The following is an 18056-nucleotide window of genomic DNA, read 5'->3' as shown; positions in this document are numbered from 1 at the left end:
GCCTGATTTTTGCAGGATTATTTATCTTAAATTGCCTTATTATATTATATGTTTTTTTTTTATTATTCAATACTATTTTTCTTGATATTTTGAAATCTCTTTCTATAATGGTATATAGAAAATATGTAAGTGCTTTCATTTTTGGGATAAGGTATTTACAGAGAGTATTTTACTGCCTAAATTTATACAATAGACTGTACGCTTTGCCTATGGAACAGGCAACCTACTCGGCAGTGGTGCCCTGGATGTTATCATGAATCCACTGATGGGTTTTATCTCCGACAGCTTTTATAAAACAAAGCCCGGTCAACGGTTTGGACGAAGACGTTTCTTTATCCTGATTGGAATCCCCCTTATGTGTCTGTACCCGCTGTTATGGGTGGAAATATGAATTTCTGGTATTATCTGTCCACCTATATCATGTTTGAGATCGTATATACCAGCGTCATGATCCCATACAACACACTTCCGGGATTTTTCATCAGCATTTATGGACAGGACTCTCCGACTCCGTTCTTCTGTACCGGTGTTGCATACGGAGCAACCCTTATCGTTTCCATGATTCTGCTCTACACGAACTCCTGGGAGCGTCCGAGTGACGAGGTTGAGGATGAGTGCGTGGCAAACGCTTTTGAAGGCTTCAAAAAGCTCTTTACGGATATCTTATCTACTTTAAAGATCCGTACTTTCCGCCGCCATCTTGGAATGTACCTGTTCGTTTTCGGCGCAGAATGGCTTTTTACCGCAGCATTTACCTAAAACCGCTTATCGCCGCCCTCACCGGTGTTCCTTACGAGCACTGCTTTGGCAATAACAACATCGGATATAAAGTACATCATACTTCCCATTAGACAAAAAATCTGATGACACATATCCGATACCGGGATTATTTTCCCTTTTCAATGTAAGCGTTTTTATTATCCTCACATAACTGGTTTAAAAATGTGAGGTAACGAAATCTTACTTTATAATCGCCACTCTCAAGTACTTTCTGATATTCATCATCAGAAAGTACTTTTTTTAATGAACTTTTCGCATCCTCATCGATCACCTCGTACATCGTATCCGAAAAGCACATGTTCGGATACATCACACACCACCAGTTATGTCCCTTCCCCGCTCCGATGATAATCTCCAATGCTTCATAATTTCCTGCCGGAAATGTGTACGCACCATATGTTTTTACTGGGAAATCCGTTTCTTTCAGGCAGATATCCACATCATAATCAAATCCTTTGTCTGCAATGACTTTCTTCGCCGTCTGCTTCATATTTTCCATGTTCTTCCAGATCACGATTTCTGAACTGCTGCGGTCAGACACATCCTTTAACAGTTCTGACATATGGATACCGACGGCATCCCGCACAGCAAGTTTTAAGTCCTGATCCTCTTTGGCATCACTGTTTGCGATCACATGAAAGCGTATGATCTTTTCTGCGATACCTTTTTGCATTTCAAGCCTCTGTTCATACCGCAATCCAATGATACAGGCAAAAGAAAATAAGAAAAACAGGGTTATGTACAGGAAATCTTTTTTATATTTTATGATCGGTAATTTCATTGGAATACTCCTTTTCTGTTTGATAGCAGGAGTATTCCACTTGTTTTTGTTTTTATACAAAACCTGTTAACAAAATCTATTGTTATCATTTTAAAACAATGATATTATTTTCCATATAATCAAATTTGTACGCATTAAAAGAAAGGAATCGGAGTTATAAAAAGGATCTGATTTTGGCAGGGATCTTTCTCTTTGGACTGGTGATCGGGGCTATTTTATAAGATTCGGGTGGCAAAAGGGGACTTTTAATTTCTTGATTGGCAAATTGCACAAAACAGTGCCTATTTTGTTCCGATGTCCGAAAATTAGTCCCTGCTTCGTGCAATTTACCGGCCACTAAGTTATGAAACACCTTTTGCCACCCGAATCTTTCTAACCACCACCTTTTCACTCACCCAGATTTACCCAGTCAACCTTTACCTTGTAAATTATTTCCATATCTTTTTCATACTGCTTAGGCTGCTTCTGATAAAACAGATACCAGTCCCTGCGCTGTCCGCCCAGTTTTTTATAGCTGTTCATGCAGTCGATCTCCGCTTTTTGTGCGATTATCTGAAAATATTCTGTAATCTGTTTCTCCAGTTCTTCCTTTATATCACCGGATTTTAAGCCTTGACCATATTCTGCCTGTATCTTCTTCCTCCATCCCGGTTTTTCATACAGAATCTCTCCACTACAATTAATTTCTGCGATGACTCTTTTATCTTCTGTCTGCGAAAAAACAATCTGATTGTGCGGATCAAACAGGCGTACATCCACTCCGTCTGCAAGCGTCAGCGTATATTCTTTCATTTGATTCTGGATAAAAAAAGAAAGCATCGCCGTCTGATTGTTAATAAGTCCTGCTGCCTCACCGCGTTTCCAGACATAATACCCCCTCACGGCAGGTTTTTTTTCTGCTTCCCCAACATAGGGGATGAACAGTGTTTCCATTTTATTTTCCTGCTCCTGATAAAGCATACCAATCGTCGGATACGCAGTCTTTTTGATTTCAGATACATCTTCAAAATAATCTTCCAGATAAGTTCCCACGGACTCTTCCATATTTTCCTGCAGATTTAAAATTGCCTGTGCATCCTCTGCCACCACAAGATAAGTATTTCTTGGCACGTCGCTCTTTTTTTCCAGAATCTCCAGAAAAGCATCCATATTTTCTGCATCCTCTAAAAAGGTCTGATCCAGCAGAATAACCTTCATATGGCTGTAATCCACCACGCGGTTCCCGGACTCATCGGCATTTAGCCATTCCCTGTCAAACTGTTCCATATCACATACTGCCATTTCGATCGGGAAGTTGCGCTCCTCAAGTTCTGCCGTGGCACAGCCGGAAAGACCAGTCAGTACAAACAGGACACCTATCATCAGATAAACGCGCAGAATAGGATAATTTTTATGTTTCCATTGTTTCTTATACCGGATGACTGCAAACACGACAGGAATAAGCACCAGAAACGGTGTTCCGATATACCACACAAATTTCTCATACAGTACCGTATTTTCTTTTGAACTGTAAAAGAATACTGCAATGCCAAAAACAACAGCAAACACTGCCGCACGTTCCCACTTTTTCCACAATGTCTGTCTTTTTTTTGCATGATATAAACCATTTAATAACATTTCTGCATAAAATACTGCACTATTTAACAATGCATACAATGTAAAGAACCAGATTCCAAACATAAATGCATCTGCCCTTTTTAAAAATCCACCGGTAATTTTAATCGTACTCATCAGTGTGATCGCCGGAGTCTGCATGTCTGAGAGTGCCGCACCTCCAAACACTCCAAGCAGGATCAGATAAAGTCCTGCCTCCAGGCAGCCGGTGAAAATCAATGCGAGGCGTCCTGCTTTCATCAGGCTTTCCCGTTTTCGCAGATACCCTCCCAGAAACAAAACAAGAAAAATAAGAGATGAACAGATAAACACATAATAACTGCCGGCAAAAAAATCACTTTTTTCCGTAAAAAACACCGGATTCCAATAATCCGTTTTCACCTCATCAAGTGCGGACGCTAACATGATAAAAAGCGGTATCAGGATGATCCAGAATAGCAGTTCATAGACACGCGCCCTGCCCTCGATCCCGCTTAACAGACCATACCAGACTAAACCTAAGATCAGCACAAGCACCAGATAAAATGATTCTCCCCGCAGCAGGTTGTTTAACACCGTCACAGAAAAAAGATATGCCGTATATCCCGCTAACAGCACCAGATATAAAAAATACCCCGCTTGTATGATCTTTCCAAAAAATGTACCACACATGTTTACGGTATATTCTGCAAAACTGCCCTGCATATCCCCCACCGCATAAACCATCAGCTTCAAAAACAAAATTCCTGCAACCGTTCCCGCAATGATACAAAATATTCCATCTCTTCCGCAAAAACCTGCAACCGCAGTCGGGATCAAAAGTGTTCCAAGTCCCAGAAGATCAAAAACCAGAAGCCGGAAAGCCTGACGACCTGAAATCTTTTCGTTCGATGAAAACATAATTTTTTCTCCTTTTTGTTTCAAACATCCTTCATGCTCGTTTTACTGTTTCAAACATCTTTCGTACTCATTTCAAATTTTATTCGAAACATCTTTCATACTTATTTCAATTTCAGTTTCACCCGCTCATCCCGCTTTGCGTAGATCGGGCGCTTGGTCAGTTTCCGTATCGGCAGACGCCACAGAAAGTCCCGCTCGTCTTCATAGTCGGTCAGATCTGCCCCGACAAATGGCATCAGGTACGGGATTCCAAAACTTTTTAAATGTGCCAGATGAATCAGTACAAATAGCAATCCAAGCAGCATACCAAAGTAGCCTAACCATGCACACATTCCGATAAAAAAGAATTTCAAAAGACGGAATGCTGTTGCAAATTCCTCATTCGGTATCGCAAATGAGCATAGCGCTGTAAATGAGATCACGATCACAACGATCGGGCTGACCAGATTCGCCTCGACTGCCGCCTGTCCAATGATCAGTCCTCCGACGATACCGATCGTATTTCCCATGGCACCGGGTAACCGCACACCTGCCTCCCTCAAAAGTTCAAACGAAAGTTCCATCAAGATCACCTCGACCACTGCAGGAAACGGCACCCCGCTTCTTGCATCTGCAAAAGATAAAAGCAGCATAGTTGGCAGTATCTGTGTATGAAAATTTGTCACGGCAAGATAAAATCCCGGCAGTGTCATCGCAAAAAAGGATGCAACATAACGCAATAATCTTCCAAAACTCGCAATTTCCCACCGGTTGTAATAATCATCACTCGTCTTAATAAACGAATTATAATCTGTCGGCAGGATCAGCCCAACCGGAGAATTGTCCGAAAGTACGACCACCCGTCCCTCTAAAACAGCCATTGCTGCACGGTCCGGGCGCTCCGTTGTCTGAAACTGCGGAAACGGCGAATACCACTTTTCTTCGGTAAGCTGTTCGATCACACCACTGTCCAGCACTCCGTCAATCTCAAATCCTTCCAGCCTGTGCTCGATCTCCCTCACCAGTCCCGGATACACCAGATCCTCCATGAAAACAAGATAGACATTCGTGTTCGAACGCACACCACATTTCTTCTGCTTCACCTTGACTTTCGGCGAACGGATACGCTTCCGGATCAATGCTGCATTCTGCTTGACGGAATCACAAAATCCTTCATTAGAACCCCTTATCACCTTCTCCGAATCTGCCTCTGTGATTCCCATATTCGGATAACCGTCATCCGGTATCTTTACTGCCTGGTCAAATCCTTCCACAAACAGGATCACTTCTCCGGTCAGAAGTCCGTCCACCGCATCTTCTATCGTGTCAAAATACGTTGCATCCGAAATTCCCAGCGCATTCTTCTCAAGCACCTGATAGATTTCGTCTTTTTCAAGCCCATTTAAATGCTTTAATACCTCGCCAAGCGCCGATGTTCCCATATCTACCGACACCTCAATAAACGTCAGATAACATGGCACATCCATCTGCCTGCCAAGCATCATTTCCTTCTTCTTGATATCATCACACTCATGAAAAAACTGCTCCATCTGTGCGATATTCTCGCTCAGCCTCTTTGAAACCGGTATTTTCTCTGTCATAATAATCTCCATTTCTGCACTGTTTAATGAACTATCCAACAAATGCTGGTTTGTGGTTGACATGCGTCGCCCGTCCAAATGGTGTGTCGTAGGTCTGTGAATGGCATTTTGCGCAAAGCCGGAGTTAATTTTGGTTCCGTTGTACGAAAATAAGAAAAGTCTAAGTGTGTCTGAGTTAGATTTTCTCGGAGTGACGTGACCGGCAACAACGAGTCATCCATGACTCGATGCTGCCTTGTTCTGCCATCCGTGGCAGAACATCACTGTATACCTACAGACACACTAAGATTTTCTAATTTTCTCCCAAAGTCACAAAATCAGCTCAGGCTTTGCGCAAGATGCCAGTCTTCAGGTTGTGAACACCATTTGGGTGGGCGGTTCATCTCAGAATTGGGGGCGCGGGTGTGGATTTTTGATATTCGCACGAATAAAAATATGCTTAAAATTCTAATGTGCTGTATCATTAATATTTAGCCTGATGACTTCCCAGAATTTCCATCTACTACATTGTATTACATGAATTATTTCGTAAATTGTCAGACCAAATAACACAGAATATTTTTTCAAATGTGTATGGCAATAAACATAGGCATAATGGGATATATTGAGGTTTTCCAGTATTATCAAACCAATAATAATCTATTAAATATAGTTATTTGGAAATATTTTTTAATCTGATTCAGACACAAACATTAAAAATTTACGCACTTCCAAGGTTGCAAAATGAGTTCCCCGGCTAAGGGTGGTTCACAACTTAGTGGCTGGCAAATCGCATCAAGCCGGGATTCGTTTTGTGACTTTGGGAGAAAATTAGGCAATCTTAGTCTGCCTGTTCGTAACACAGTGTTGTGCTGCCATGGACGGCAGCACAAGTCTTAATGCCCCCGGACGGGGCGTTTAAGACGCACACGTCACTCCGAGAAACATTAAATCAGGCTGACTTAGACTTGCCTTATTTTCGTACAACGGAACAAAACAGTCCCGGCTTGATGCAATTTGCCACTCACAAAACTCCACCCCCCTTCGCCGGGGAACTCATAGCCCAACAAACCATCATTTAGTGGCAGCAAAAAAGGATAAGCAAACGCTTATCCTCATTTCTGTTTCTTATTCTATGCGATTTTCCACGGATTATACAACTTTTGCGAAGCAGCAGCTACTCCTGCTCACGTATCATTTCCTTGACTGCCACGACCTGATTTTTGACATGTTTGTGCATCGCTTCTGTCACACGCACTTTATCCTTTGTCATAAGTCCTTCCACGATCTCATTATGCTCCCGCATCAATGTCGGATAATTTCTTTCATCCTTTAAATACTCGACGCGATAGCGGTACATCTGCTCTCTTAAATTATTGAGCATATTAACAAGTTTTGGATTGCCGGTTGCCTGATAAATAATATCATGAAACTTTACATCTGCTGCCGCGATCTTTTTTAAATCTTTTGATTTGGTAGATTCCTCAAACTCATGCATTGTTTCTGTCAGGGTATCTAACTGTTCTTTCGTCATCTGTTCACATGCGATCGATGCAGCAAGTTCATCTAAGGCGTCACGGATCTGAAGCACATCCTCCATATCCTTTTCCGTCATTTTGGCTACTTCCGCACCTTTTCTCGGAATTGTGACCGCAAGTCCTTCCTGCTCTAACATACGGATTGCCTCACGGATTGGTGTACGGCTGACGCCTAACTTTGCAGCAAGCTGCAATTCCATCAGACGCTCTCCGGGTTTTAACTCTCCTTTTAAGATTGCCTCGCGCAGTGTATTAAACACCACGTCCCGAAGAGGCAGATACGCATCCATATTCAGCGTCAAATCGTCTGTCATAAACCTGTCTTCCTCCATTTCTTCGCTTATCTCATGTTGTTGTAAATACTGGTCAGGTAAACCTGTTTTGCCAGTCCGGATGCCTGCATCGCCTCATATGCTGCAACCGCTTTCTCTTTATCATCAAACAATCCGAATACGGTCGGACCGCTCCCGCTCATCATTGCCCCTGCAGCCCCATGCACCATCATATGTTCTTTGATTTCTGCAATTACCGGATAATTCGGGATTGTTACTGTTTCTAAAACATTTCCCATATCTGCGGTAACAGCTGCAAGATTTTTCTGTCTGATATCCTCAACCAGCCGGTCAATATCCGGATGAACAGTGTTTTCATCCAGTCTGAGATTCTCATATACAAACTTCGTCGATACAGAAATCTGTGGTTTTGCGATCAGCACCGGACATTTTACCATCGGAGGCAGTGCTGTAAGTTTCTCACCGATTCCCTCTGCAAGCGCGGTTCCACGCATAATACAGTAAGGAACATCCGCTCCGATCTTAACTCCGCGCTGCATCAGCTCCTCCTTAGACAGTCCAAGTTCAAACATCCGGTTCATACCATAAAGCACTGCTGCTGCATCTGTACTTCCTCCTGCCATCCCGGCTGCAACCGGAATATGCTTGTGCAGTTTTACATCGATGCCGTCCTTGATCTGAAATTCATCGATCAGAAGTTTTGCTGCCGTATAAACCAGATTATTTTCATTGGTCGGCAAAAAAGACAGGTTCGTTGTCATTGTGATCCCGCCTGCGGTCTTTTTCATTTCAAGACGATCAAACAGATGTATCGTCTGCATAACCATTTTCACTTCATGATATCCATCTTCACGTCTGCGTACAACATCAAGTCCAAGGTTAATTTTTGCAAGTGCTTTTACTGATATTTCCTTCATAATCCCCATACCATCATTATGTATTTTCGTTGTTTTTTGTATACAACATAAATCTTAACATTTTAAGACCAAAAGGTCAATTCCATCTAAATTATTTTTCCCGAAAAGCCGATATACCTTACAGAAAAAAATGCATGAACAAATCAGTCATTCATTTACTGGAATGGAGGAATTATTTATGGATATGAATGCAATTAACAGCGTAACTTCAACATTTAACAGCTATCAGACAAGTCAGGCTTCCAAGAAAGTTTCTGAGACAGCAGACAAAACAACTACCACGGATAAGACGGAAACCGGTGTTGTATATGAGAAATCTTCTCAAACTGACAAAAACACCGTTACCAAGAAAACAGACTATAAAATGGTAGAAAAATTAAAAGCAGATGCTAAACAGCGTACTTCCCAGTTACGCAGCCTGGTCGAAAAGATGATGACCAAACAGGGCACAGCCATTGCAAATGCTGATTCCATGTGGAGCTTCTTAGCAGAAGGCAACTTTACCGTTGACGAAGAGACCCAGAAACAGGCACAGGCAGATATCGCAGAAGATGGATACTGGGGTGTAGAACAGACTTCTGACCGTATCCTTGATTTTGCAAAAGCACTTTCCGGCAATGATCCTGAAAAAGCGGATCTTCTGATCGACGCATTCAAAAAAGGCTTTGATGATGCAACCAAATCCTGGGGAAAAGATCTCCCGGATATCTCTAAACGCACCTATGATGCAGTTTTAGAGAAATTTGACAAATGGAAAAATGGTTCTACCACAGAAACTGCCGGAACTGAGACAGAAAACTAATTTCTACAAAACAGACATCACATCTGATGTATCTCATAAAAAACTGCAGGGATCATATTTTCATGATTCCTGCAGTTTTTTATTATAACATTCTGCATATTGCTGCTTTTATGTTTTATGTTTTCTATTTCTCTGCTTTTTTATTTCTCTTCTAAGATTTTTTCAATGCTTGCTAATTTCACGCAGACAACAAAGATCTCTGCTGCTGTTGTCAGATCCTCTAAACTTGGATAAGACGGTGCGATACGGATCACGGAATCTTTCGGATCTTTTCCATATGGGAACGGCGCACCTGCCGGAGTCATTACAACACCTGCTTTTTTCGCTTTTGCAACAACATTCTTTGCACAGCCGTCTAAAGTCTCATATGTGATGAAATAACCTCCCTTTGGTTTATACCAGGTACCTACGCCTAAACCGCCAAGTTCTTTATCAAACATGTCTGTGATCATTTCAAACTTCGGACGTAAGGATGCTGCGTGTTTACGCATATGCTCTGTGATACCATGAATGTTCTTAAAGAAACGTACATGACGGAGCTGGTTTACCTTGTCATGACCGATGGTCTGAACCTTCAACTGTTTCTTGATATCCTCTAAGTTATTTGCGGAAGTTGCGATCGCAGCAACACCGGAACCAGGGAATGTGATCTTGCTGGTGGAACAGAATTTGTATACCATATCCGGGTTTCCTGCACGCTTACATTCTGCAAGGATCTCGATCAGATGATCCTGGTCGATATCATATAAATGATGTACGCAGTAAGCATTGTCCCAGTAGATACGGAAATCTTTTGCAGCCGGTTTCAATCTTGCAAAACGGCGTACTGTCTCATCGGAATATGTGATACCCTGCGGATTAGAATATTTTGGAACACACCAGATACCTTTGATCGACTCATCTTTGCTGACTAAATCCTCTACCATATCCATATCCGGACCTGTTGGCAGCATCGGCACATTGATCATCTCAATGCCGAAATATTCTGTGATGGCAAAATGTCTGTCATATCCCGGAACCGGACATAAGAATTTTACTTTATCTAACTTGCACCATGGAGTATTTCCCATAACACCGTGTGTCATGGAACGTGCAATCGTATCATACATGATATTTAAACTGGAGTTACCATAGATAATGATATTGTCCGGATTACACTCGATCATATCGCCGATGAGCACTTTCGCCTCATGGATACCGTCAAGCACACCATAGTTACGGCAGTCTGTTCCATCTTCGCAGGTTAAGTCCACATAAGATGCTAAAACATCCATCATTCCCATAGACAGATCAAGCTGCTCCTGGGATGGCTTTCCTCTGGACATATCAAGTTTTAATCCGCGCTGCTGGAATTTCTTGTACTCTGCCTCGAGTGATTTTTTTTCGGCTAACAGTTCTTCCTTTGTCATTTCCTGGTAAGCTTGCATTGTTTGCTTCCTCCTCTTGGTTTTCTATACATTATTTATCATTCATGGAATATTCCCCTTTTATCTTATGGAAATATTCCCTGATCTGCTGTTCATAACCGTTCTCTGACGGTCTGTAGAACTTCCGGTCAGTCAGTCCGTCCGGCAGATACTGCTGTTCTACATAATGATTCGGATAATCATGCGCATATTTATATCCTATGCCGTGACCGAGTTTGGATGATGATTTGTAATGGGCATCCTGCAAGTGGGACGGAACCGGTGCTGTCATAGTATTTTTTACTGTTTCCATCGCCTCACTGATCGCATTGACTGCGGAATTGCTCTTTGGCGCGCTCGCCACATAAGTGACTGCCTGGGCTAATATGATCTGTGCTTCCGGCATCCCGATACGCTCTACTGCCTGTGCTGCCGACGTTGCAACAACAAGTGCCATCGGATCTGCATTGCTCACATCCTCCGATGCACAGATCATGATCCTTCTTGCGATAAATTTGATATCCTCCCCCGCATACAGCATTCTTGCTAAATAATAAACTGCCGCGTCCGGATCAGAGCCGCGCATGCTTTTGATAAACGCGGATACCGTATCATAATGGTTATCACCGGACTTATCGTACTTGACCACACGCTTCTGTATACATTCGGAAGCAACGGAAAGCGTGATATGTATGAACCCGTCCTCACTGCGTTCCGTTGTCAGTATTCCAAGTTCCACCGCAGTCAATGCTGCACGTGCATCACCATTTGAAATATCTGCAAGAAAATCCAATGCGTCCTCATCAATGACGGCATGGTATGCTCCCATACCCTTTTTCTCATCGTTTACTGCCCGTAAAATAAGAGTTTTAATATCCTCTTTTTCCAGACTTTTCAGTTCAAAAATGATCGAACGTGAAAGAAGAGCACCGTTTACTTCAAAATAAGGATTCTCGGTCGTTGCACCGATCAGAATGATGGTTCCGTCCTCCACAAACGGCAGAAGATAATCCTGCTGTCCCTTATTAAAACGGTGGATCTCATCAATAAACAGGATCGTCTTTTTTCCAAACATCCCCATGTTATTCTTCGCCTTGGAAATAACATCTTCCATGTCTTTTTTGCCTGCGGAAGTTGCATTCATCTGCAGAAATTCAGCACTTGTAGAGTTCGCAATGACCTTTGCAAGTGTTGTCTTGCCCGTTCCCGGAGGTCCGTAGAGGATAATGGAACTTAGCTTATCCGCCTTGATCGCGCGGTACAGTAACTTGTCCTTCCCGATAATATGCTGCTGTCCTACCATCTCATCTAAAGTTGCCGGACGCAGACGCGATGCAAGCGGCGATTCCGTTTCTTTTTTCTGTTCTCTCATATATTCGAATAAATCCATGTTTCAACCTGTCTTTCTGACACATACATTTGCTCTTTTTGCATTTTTCTTTCTGCAATCCTGCATTTTTACGTCTAAATATTTATTTTTTTGCATTACTTCCTGCAAATATGACAGATCAATTTTTCAAAAATTCATTCATCTATTACCATACAGGAAAATATACGCTTTTGCAAGACGTAAAATTATTTTCTCCGTTCTGTATGATTTTCTCTGAAAATCTGTCACTTTACTGTGCAAAAGCATATACGTACTTCTGAAATGCCTCTCCACGTTCCTCAAAGTTTTTAAAATAACCATAAGATGCTGCTGCCGGTGAGAGAATACAGGCACCTCCCGGCTCTGTCATCTGCACTGCTGCCTCAACTGCCTGCTCTAAATCTTCCACATAAACACAGTTCTCACAGTCACCAACTTCCCCGAAAATACGTTTACCGGATGCATATGCACAGATAAACTGAAATTCCCTGTGTTCCCTGATAAATGTGATCAGAAGATCATAATTGATCCCACGGTCCATGCCTCCGATCAAAATAGTCTTTGCATCTGGAATACTCATTGCTGCATTTATGGCAGCCTCCGGAATTGTTGAGATGGAATCGTCAAAGTATCTGACTCCTCTGTAGGTGCCAATATACTGCAGCCGGTGCGGCAATCCCTCAAACTCTGCCATGCTCTTTAACACCGCCTCTTTTTCACATCCAAGCAATTCCGCCACATGTTCTACAAACTGCGCATCATACTGGTTATGCTCCCCGGCAAGTCTCAGTTTATAATGCACATCTTTCGGCTGATGAAGCACTGTCTTTTCCGCTTTTGTCTCAATCTTCGGTACATTTTCCCCGACAAAGAAAAAGTCTCCACTTTTCTGATACGCTGCAATATGGCTTTTTGCCTCAAAATATTTTTCTACCGTCCCATAATAGTCAAGGTGTTCCTCATAGAGATTTAAAAAAATTGCAATGTGCGGTGACACATTCGTATGCGCAAGCTGGTGGCAGGACATCTCATAGACAATGATCGTATCTTCTGTCACTTCCTCGAAATAATCAAGACAAGGCTGTCCGATATTCCCGAGAAGCAGCACCGGTCTGCCGCTGCATGCTTTTAAAACGGTATAAAGCATGGCAGATGTCGTGCTTTTTCCTTTTGTGCCTGTGATTCCGATCACCTGGTCACGAAACTGCTGCAAAAACAATTCTGTTTCTGAAGTATATTTCGGATTTTCTTCCTTCATCACAATGCCAGGACTCTTTATGATAAAATCATACGCATCCTCATTGATCTCTTCTCTTTTTCCTTCAAATATATCCACAGATGCCGGTTTTGCACATCTTTCCAGGAAGTGCTCTGTCGCTTTTCCTTCTCTGCCGTATCCCCAGATCAAAATCCGTTTTCCATCCAACTCGCTGATGATGTCCATTTTTATCTCCATTTCTCCATGCACGCATATTCTATTTGGGTGCATCCTGCAATTTCTTTTTTACTTTAAAATTCATTTCCGGCTTTTATGCCCTATGCCCGGCTCATAAATTCTTTTAAGACTTCTAAAAAATGCTCCGGCACCTGATTTTCAGATACCCATTCAGAAAGCATCCCGTCTAACTCTCCCGGTGCAGCCTCGATCGTCTCTTTATAACGCTCTGTTAAAAGACTTTTTTCACCGCGGTTTACAAATGTTTTTAATGCAACCAGGACTTCACGTCTTGTTCCCACACATTCAAATGGTTTATTCTCCTCAATTCCTGTCAGCTCCCTGAAATCAAGATCCAGTGAGTCTTTTTCTAACAGATTCTCTCCAAAAATGTGTACCAGTTCTTCCTGTGATAAAAACGGCGTTAAAATAATATAGACAAATAAACATTTCGGGCAGTTGCAGCACCAGATTCCCTGCCTACTTCCCGCATTACAGCTCCGAAATACCTCATGATAATTCTTACACTTTGAAAACAGCCATGCGATCTGCATCTCGGTGAGCGGACGAAGAAGACTGAAATAGTGGATATCTGAATCCGTCACTTCTTTGATATATGATACAAAATCCTGCTCAAATTCAAAACTCTTTGAATACTGATGGTTGACAAAAGAATCCTTTACCGTTGTCTCATTTGCACTCGTCTCATTCGAAAGCACGATATAGCGGTTGCCACTCAAAAATGCTGAAATAAAGGATGAAAATGCCACAACCGCAGAAAACGGGATATGTCCGTTTAAATACCCTTCTGCATTGAGCTCTAATATTTTTTTATCAAGGATACGCTTTGCGGCATAATCTCCCTGTTTATGATCACAGACTGCAATGACGTTTTTCGTAGTCGCATTACCGTTGATACTGTATGTGGTGATCTTCTCTCCCTTTAATACTTCCAGCGAAACAACGGAATCCTTTCCACCTCCGACTGATACCAGACATCCGTCATAGGAATGTGTATCATGGATCGGTGCATCTTTTTTCTCTTCACACTCGATCGTTACAAGATCTTCCTCTGAAACCACTATCCCATTACGGTACATAAACTCACCAAGTCCGTTATAGTATAATTTTTTCCACCATTTTTTCTGTTCAGCGGAAAGTGTTCCACAAAGTATCTTTAACTGTTTCGGACAGGCACATTTCCAGTAACTGATCGTCTCTGCCATTCCAAGGTGAAACGCAAGTGCATTTAAGATTGTCTCATCCACGCGCTCCACAGCCGGAAACTCCCATTTTGACTGAAATTCACACAGTCCCGGTATCTCAAAGTGATACACGATACGATATGCATTTTCGATATACTCCACCGAATAATCTTTATATAAAAAAGAATTGTACTGATTTCTGAAATCCTCAAACTTTGACAACGTAAATCCTCCATTCCAGACGCGATACGTCCCAGACCTATTTTTATTATATGAAATAACCGTCCGCTATAAACATCCACACTGCAAAGCAGACTCTAAAATATCATAGCACACATCCTTGCAAAAGTCGATAGCAGAGGGACGCACAAACAGCGTCCACCAAAAAAGGAGTGGGCTTTTCGCCCACTCCCTATACGGTCATGCCATTAATTTTTCTTGCCAAGTGTAACAGAAATCGTCTGCTCCTGATATTCACCATTCGTAGAACGCTGAATCTTCACATCAACGGTTGTACCTGCTTTATAATACTCCATTGTAGATGACAGTTCTTCCATGGAACCGATCTGTTTTCCATCGAATTCTGTGATGATATCGCCTTTCTGGATGCCCGCCTGCTCTGCTGCGGAACCACTTGTTACCTGTGCAACATAAACACCGGATGGCATATTATATGTCTTTGCAACATCATCTGTCACATCGACGCCTGCAATACCAAGGTATGCACTGTCAGATTCATCTACTTTTTCTTTCGTGATCAGATCATTGATAATAGGTGCTGCCGTATTGATCGGGATCGCATATCCGATACCCTCTACCGAAGTATCAGAATATTTTACAGAGTTGATACCGATGACCTCACCGTTTGCACTGAGTAATGCACCACCACTGTTACCAGGGTTGATAGCTGCATCTGTCTGGATCAGTTCTGCGGTATAACTCGTATCACTCTCTGAATCACCGACGGATACCTGACGGTTCAATGCACTGATATAACCAACAGTTACAGACTGTCCATAACCAAGTGCATTACCGATCGCGATACAGGAATTACCAACTTTTAAGCTGTCGGAATCACCAAGTGTAGCTACTTTGATGTTATTCATGGTGTCACTCTCAATGCTGCTTAAAGCGACACGGATGACTGCAAGGTCAGTGGATGGATCTGTACCCTTTACCTCTGCGCTGACGGTTGACTCATCGTTAAAGGTAACTGTCAGGCTGTTTGCACCGTTTACCACATGGTTATTGGTTGCAATGTAAAGGTACTCATCATCCTGGCTTACGATGATACCGGATCCACAGCTTGTGCTCTCATACGTCTGTGGCATACCGCCCCAGAAACTCTGGTATTCGGTCTCGCTCACATTTGTGATTGCCACGATGGACGGCATTACGGATGATACAATATCAGATACATCCGTTGCAACGTAATTCGATGATGTGGAAGTTGCCTCCACCTTGCTGTCTGCCTTTGTCAGTGAATTCTGACTGCCACTGCTCTCTGCCACGCTCTCATCATTTCCAAATGCCTTGGAAGATACAAGATGTACGCCCTCAAATGCAGTACCGGATACCAATCCAAATACTAAAGCAATAGCTGCGCATTTTGCAAGTTTTGTTCCAAATCCACCCGGTTTTTTTTCTCTCTTCTTTTTCTGCTTTTTGCCGGTCGGCTGTGCATTCTGATAAAATGCATTGCCAGTATTCTGATATCCTCCATTTTGATATCCGGTATTCTGGTAAGTACCATTCTGCTGATAGCCGGTATTCTGATATGTGCTATTCTGATATGCACCACCCTGCTGATATCCTGTGTTCTGTGAATATGAACTGCTGTTCTGATAGGAATTCTGGTAATGGTTTACGTTTCCTTCATTCGTGTGTTCTGTCTGCTGGCTGCTCTGGCTTCCGTTATTGTATGAATAGAAGGAATCCGAAGACCCATTCTGATTGTTGTTATTGTTATAATTGTTACCATCCATAACGATTTCTCCTTTCGTATTCGGAATTTCTTTTCCTTTTCTGATTATGAGTGTACAGAGAAATTGTGTTCTATTTGTGACAAAACAATCAAAAAAATATGTTTTTATTTTCAAATGTAATTTATGATCTGATGCAAAACATTCCAGACACCAAGACCTGCCATAATGGAATAAAACAGATCCCGCCATTTTTTTTCAGGGATTTTAAATGCCAGAGCCAGCATGATAAACATACACATCCAGTCTGTCAGATAATAAACCCTTGCACCGGACGCATAGATCGTCGGCGAAAAATGCATGATTGCTTCACTTGCAATTCCACCAAGCCATGCCAGCACAAGTACTACACTGTGTTTTGAAACTTTCCATATCAATATGCAGGTAAATAAAAGTGCCACAATCCACCAGCACATTGCAAACCAGTTTGCCGCCTGCATATCTTCGATCCGCGGTACCTGATCAAGCCGCACTGTAATATCCTTAATATGAAGCCCACAGTCTGAAAATATTTCGATACCAAAAAATGGAAGTATTGCAGTGAGTAAAAACAGACCTGCCCCAGTCACACATACCAGATCTGATGTTTTTCTTTCATTTTTACATAAAATATGCAGGATTCCCGTCAACCAGATTCCTGCCAGCAACAGGCGGTTCTCATTTGCAAAAGAAGACACCAGCCATTGCACAGTAATAAAAAAATGCTGCCCAAATGAGAGTTCATTATACTGCGGCATCCAGTTCTGCACTTCCGATACAACCCGGATATCATTTCCCGGTGCCAGAAACAGAATGATAAATGCCACGACAGTCACCGCAGTCTGTGCAATAAGAAGGATATTTCTGATCCGTTCATTTTTCCCCGGATGTTTTTTACATCCATATTGCCTGACTGCAGCCACCAGTACTGCCAGCACCTCAAACGTCAGCAGTACCGCTGCCATCTGTTCGATTGACATGCTTGCAAGAATCGCACAGGGGATGGAATAGAAAAAATGTTTTGTGTTTCCCACTCCCGTATCAAACACAATATCTGCAACCGGGATCAGAGCCCAGATCCCACAGGTAAATGACCAGGTGTAAAAAATAGATCCGTTGATCCATATTGCCGCATATCCAACGGTCATAATCGCCATCAGAAGATAACCGCACACCACTGTAAGTGTCGGTCCCGCCAGAAATCTTTCTGTACGAATCCCCGCTGCTTTTTCTGCCAGTTTCAGAACACCGCATGGAAGAAGTACGATCATCATGGCATTTACAACACGCCAGAACCAGATTCCCAGTGTAAACGCAGCATATACCATCGCTTCTCCAGACATTCTTCCCACCCATGTCGTATAACGCCAGCTCAGATATTCCAAAAATCCCATTTCATGTGTATACTGATAAAAAAAGGCATCGTCGCCATCGGAATACCCCACCTGCGTCAGCAGGAGGAATACTCCCATAAACATCAATGCCCAAAATAAAACTTTTTTAGAAGTCTCTTTCAT

The 18056-nt window shown here is 42.4% G+C and carries 13 protein-coding genes; 2 read left to right on the top strand and 11 right to left on the bottom strand.

The window, feature by feature from the left end:
* The first annotated feature begins 387 nt into the window (after nucleotides 1-387).
* Nucleotides 388-759: a hypothetical protein gene (locus H8S51_RS04750; protein ID WP_186900286.1), complete on the top strand. Its 372-nt coding sequence runs from the start codon at nucleotides 388-390 to the stop codon at nucleotides 757-759.
* 127 nt (nucleotides 760-886) lie between these two features.
* Here H8S51_RS04750 and spoIIR read toward each other — a convergent pair whose 3' ends face one another.
* From spoIIR to ispE, 5 genes are all read right to left on the bottom strand, one after another.
* Nucleotides 887-1561 carry a stage II sporulation protein R gene (spoIIR, locus tag H8S51_RS04745; RefSeq protein WP_186900287.1) on the bottom strand — a complete coding sequence of 225 codons (675 nt, stop codon included), beginning with the start codon at nucleotides 1559-1561 and terminating at the stop codon, nucleotides 887-889.
* Between the two features lie 387 nt (nucleotides 1562-1948).
* Nucleotides 1949-4054, bottom strand: coding sequence for a GerAB/ArcD/ProY family transporter (locus tag H8S51_RS04740; RefSeq protein WP_186900288.1), 2106 nt, complete (start codon nucleotides 4052-4054; stop codon nucleotides 1949-1951).
* A gap of 101 nt (nucleotides 4055-4155) precedes the next feature.
* On the bottom strand, nucleotides 4156-5634 hold the full coding sequence (locus tag H8S51_RS04735) for a spore germination protein (RefSeq protein WP_186900289.1): 1479 nt from the start codon (nucleotides 5632-5634) through the stop codon (nucleotides 4156-4158).
* Nucleotides 5635-6790: 1156 nt separating this feature from the next.
* On the bottom strand, nucleotides 6791-7465 hold the full coding sequence (locus tag H8S51_RS04730) for a GntR family transcriptional regulator (protein WP_186900142.1): 675 nt from the start codon (nucleotides 7463-7465) through the stop codon (nucleotides 6791-6793).
* 26 nt (nucleotides 7466-7491) lie between these two features.
* Nucleotides 7492-8370, bottom strand: a complete 879-nt coding sequence (gene ispE / locus H8S51_RS04725) for a 4-(cytidine 5'-diphospho)-2-C-methyl-D-erythritol kinase (RefSeq protein WP_186900141.1) — start codon at nucleotides 8368-8370, stop codon at nucleotides 7492-7494.
* A 154-nt stretch (nucleotides 8371-8524) separates the two neighbouring features.
* On the opposite strand from ispE, the gene H8S51_RS04720 reads away from it, so the two are divergent.
* On the top strand, nucleotides 8525-9163 hold the full coding sequence (locus H8S51_RS04720) for a hypothetical protein (RefSeq protein WP_117921040.1): 639 nt from the start codon (nucleotides 8525-8527) through the stop codon (nucleotides 9161-9163).
* A gap of 140 nt (nucleotides 9164-9303) precedes the next feature.
* Here the strand turns inward: H8S51_RS04720 and H8S51_RS04715 are convergent, their stop codons facing one another.
* The 6 genes from H8S51_RS04715 to H8S51_RS04690 form a co-directional block, all read right to left on the bottom strand.
* Nucleotides 9304-10590, bottom strand: a complete 1287-nt coding sequence (locus H8S51_RS04715) for an aminotransferase class I/II-fold pyridoxal phosphate-dependent enzyme (RefSeq protein ID WP_118210135.1) — start codon at nucleotides 10588-10590, stop codon at nucleotides 9304-9306.
* A gap of 31 nt (nucleotides 10591-10621) precedes the next feature.
* Nucleotides 10622-11959: a replication-associated recombination protein A gene (locus tag H8S51_RS04710; RefSeq protein ID WP_117920967.1), complete on the bottom strand. Its 1338-nt coding sequence runs from the start codon at nucleotides 11957-11959 to the stop codon at nucleotides 10622-10624.
* Between the two features lie 229 nt (nucleotides 11960-12188).
* Nucleotides 12189-13382: a Mur ligase family protein gene (locus H8S51_RS04705; RefSeq protein ID WP_241070897.1), complete on the bottom strand. Its 1194-nt coding sequence runs from the start codon at nucleotides 13380-13382 to the stop codon at nucleotides 12189-12191.
* A 92-nt stretch (nucleotides 13383-13474) separates the two neighbouring features.
* Complete coding sequence (locus H8S51_RS04700) at nucleotides 13475-14800, bottom strand: hypothetical protein (protein ID WP_241070896.1); 1326 nt, start codon at nucleotides 14798-14800, stop codon at nucleotides 13475-13477.
* A gap of 206 nt (nucleotides 14801-15006) precedes the next feature.
* Entirely contained in the window at nucleotides 15007-16563 is a 1557-nt protein-coding gene (locus H8S51_RS04695; RefSeq protein WP_186900139.1) for a S1C family serine protease, read from the bottom strand.
* A gap of 110 nt (nucleotides 16564-16673) precedes the next feature.
* Nucleotides 16674-18056 carry a DUF6056 family protein gene (locus H8S51_RS04690; protein WP_186900138.1) on the bottom strand — a complete coding sequence of 461 codons (1383 nt, stop codon included), beginning with the start codon at nucleotides 18054-18056 and terminating at the stop codon, nucleotides 16674-16676.

It is taken from the genome of Roseburia rectibacter, from assembly GCF_014287515.2.
GTDB lineage: Bacteria > Bacillota > Clostridia > Lachnospirales > Lachnospiraceae > Roseburia > Roseburia rectibacter.
Note: the sequence above shows the minus strand (reverse complement) of the source record. Positions and strands in the feature narration are given on the sequence as shown.

Excerpts from the sequence above, each read along its gene's own strand:
- H8S51_RS04730 (WP_186900142.1), bottom strand. The coding sequence starts at position 7,465 with ATGACAGACGATTTGACGCTGAATATGGATGCGTATCTGCCTCTTCGG.
- H8S51_RS04720 (WP_117921040.1), top strand. The coding sequence starts at position 8,525 with ATGGAGGAATTATTTATGGATATGAATGCAATTAACAGCGTAACTTCA.
- H8S51_RS04735 (WP_186900289.1), bottom strand. The coding sequence starts at position 5,634 with ATGACAGAGAAAATACCGGTTTCAAAGAGGCTGAGCGAGAATATCGCA.
- H8S51_RS04750 (WP_186900286.1), top strand. The coding sequence starts at position 388 with ATGAATTTCTGGTATTATCTGTCCACCTATATCATGTTTGAGATCGTA.
- H8S51_RS04705 (WP_241070897.1), bottom strand. The coding sequence starts at position 13,382 with ATGGACATCATCAGCGAGTTGGATGGAAAACGGATTTTGATCTGGGGA.
- spoIIR (WP_186900287.1), bottom strand. The coding sequence starts at position 1,561 with ATGAAATTACCGATCATAAAATATAAAAAAGATTTCCTGTACATAACC.
- H8S51_RS04740 (WP_186900288.1), bottom strand. The coding sequence starts at position 4,054 with ATGTTTTCATCGAACGAAAAGATTTCAGGTCGTCAGGCTTTCCGGCTT.
- ispE (WP_186900141.1), bottom strand. The coding sequence starts at position 8,370 with ATGGGGATTATGAAGGAAATATCAGTAAAAGCACTTGCAAAAATTAAC.
- H8S51_RS04715 (WP_118210135.1), bottom strand. The coding sequence starts at position 10,590 with ATGCAAGCTTACCAGGAAATGACAAAGGAAGAACTGTTAGCCGAAAAA.
- H8S51_RS04710 (WP_117920967.1), bottom strand. The coding sequence starts at position 11,959 with ATGGATTTATTCGAATATATGAGAGAACAGAAAAAAGAAACGGAATCG.
- H8S51_RS04695 (WP_186900139.1), bottom strand. The coding sequence starts at position 16,563 with ATGGATGGTAACAATTATAACAATAACAACAATCAGAATGGGTCTTCG.
- H8S51_RS04690 (WP_186900138.1), bottom strand. The coding sequence starts at position 18,056 with ATGAAAGAGACTTCTAAAAAAGTTTTATTTTGGGCATTGATGTTTATG.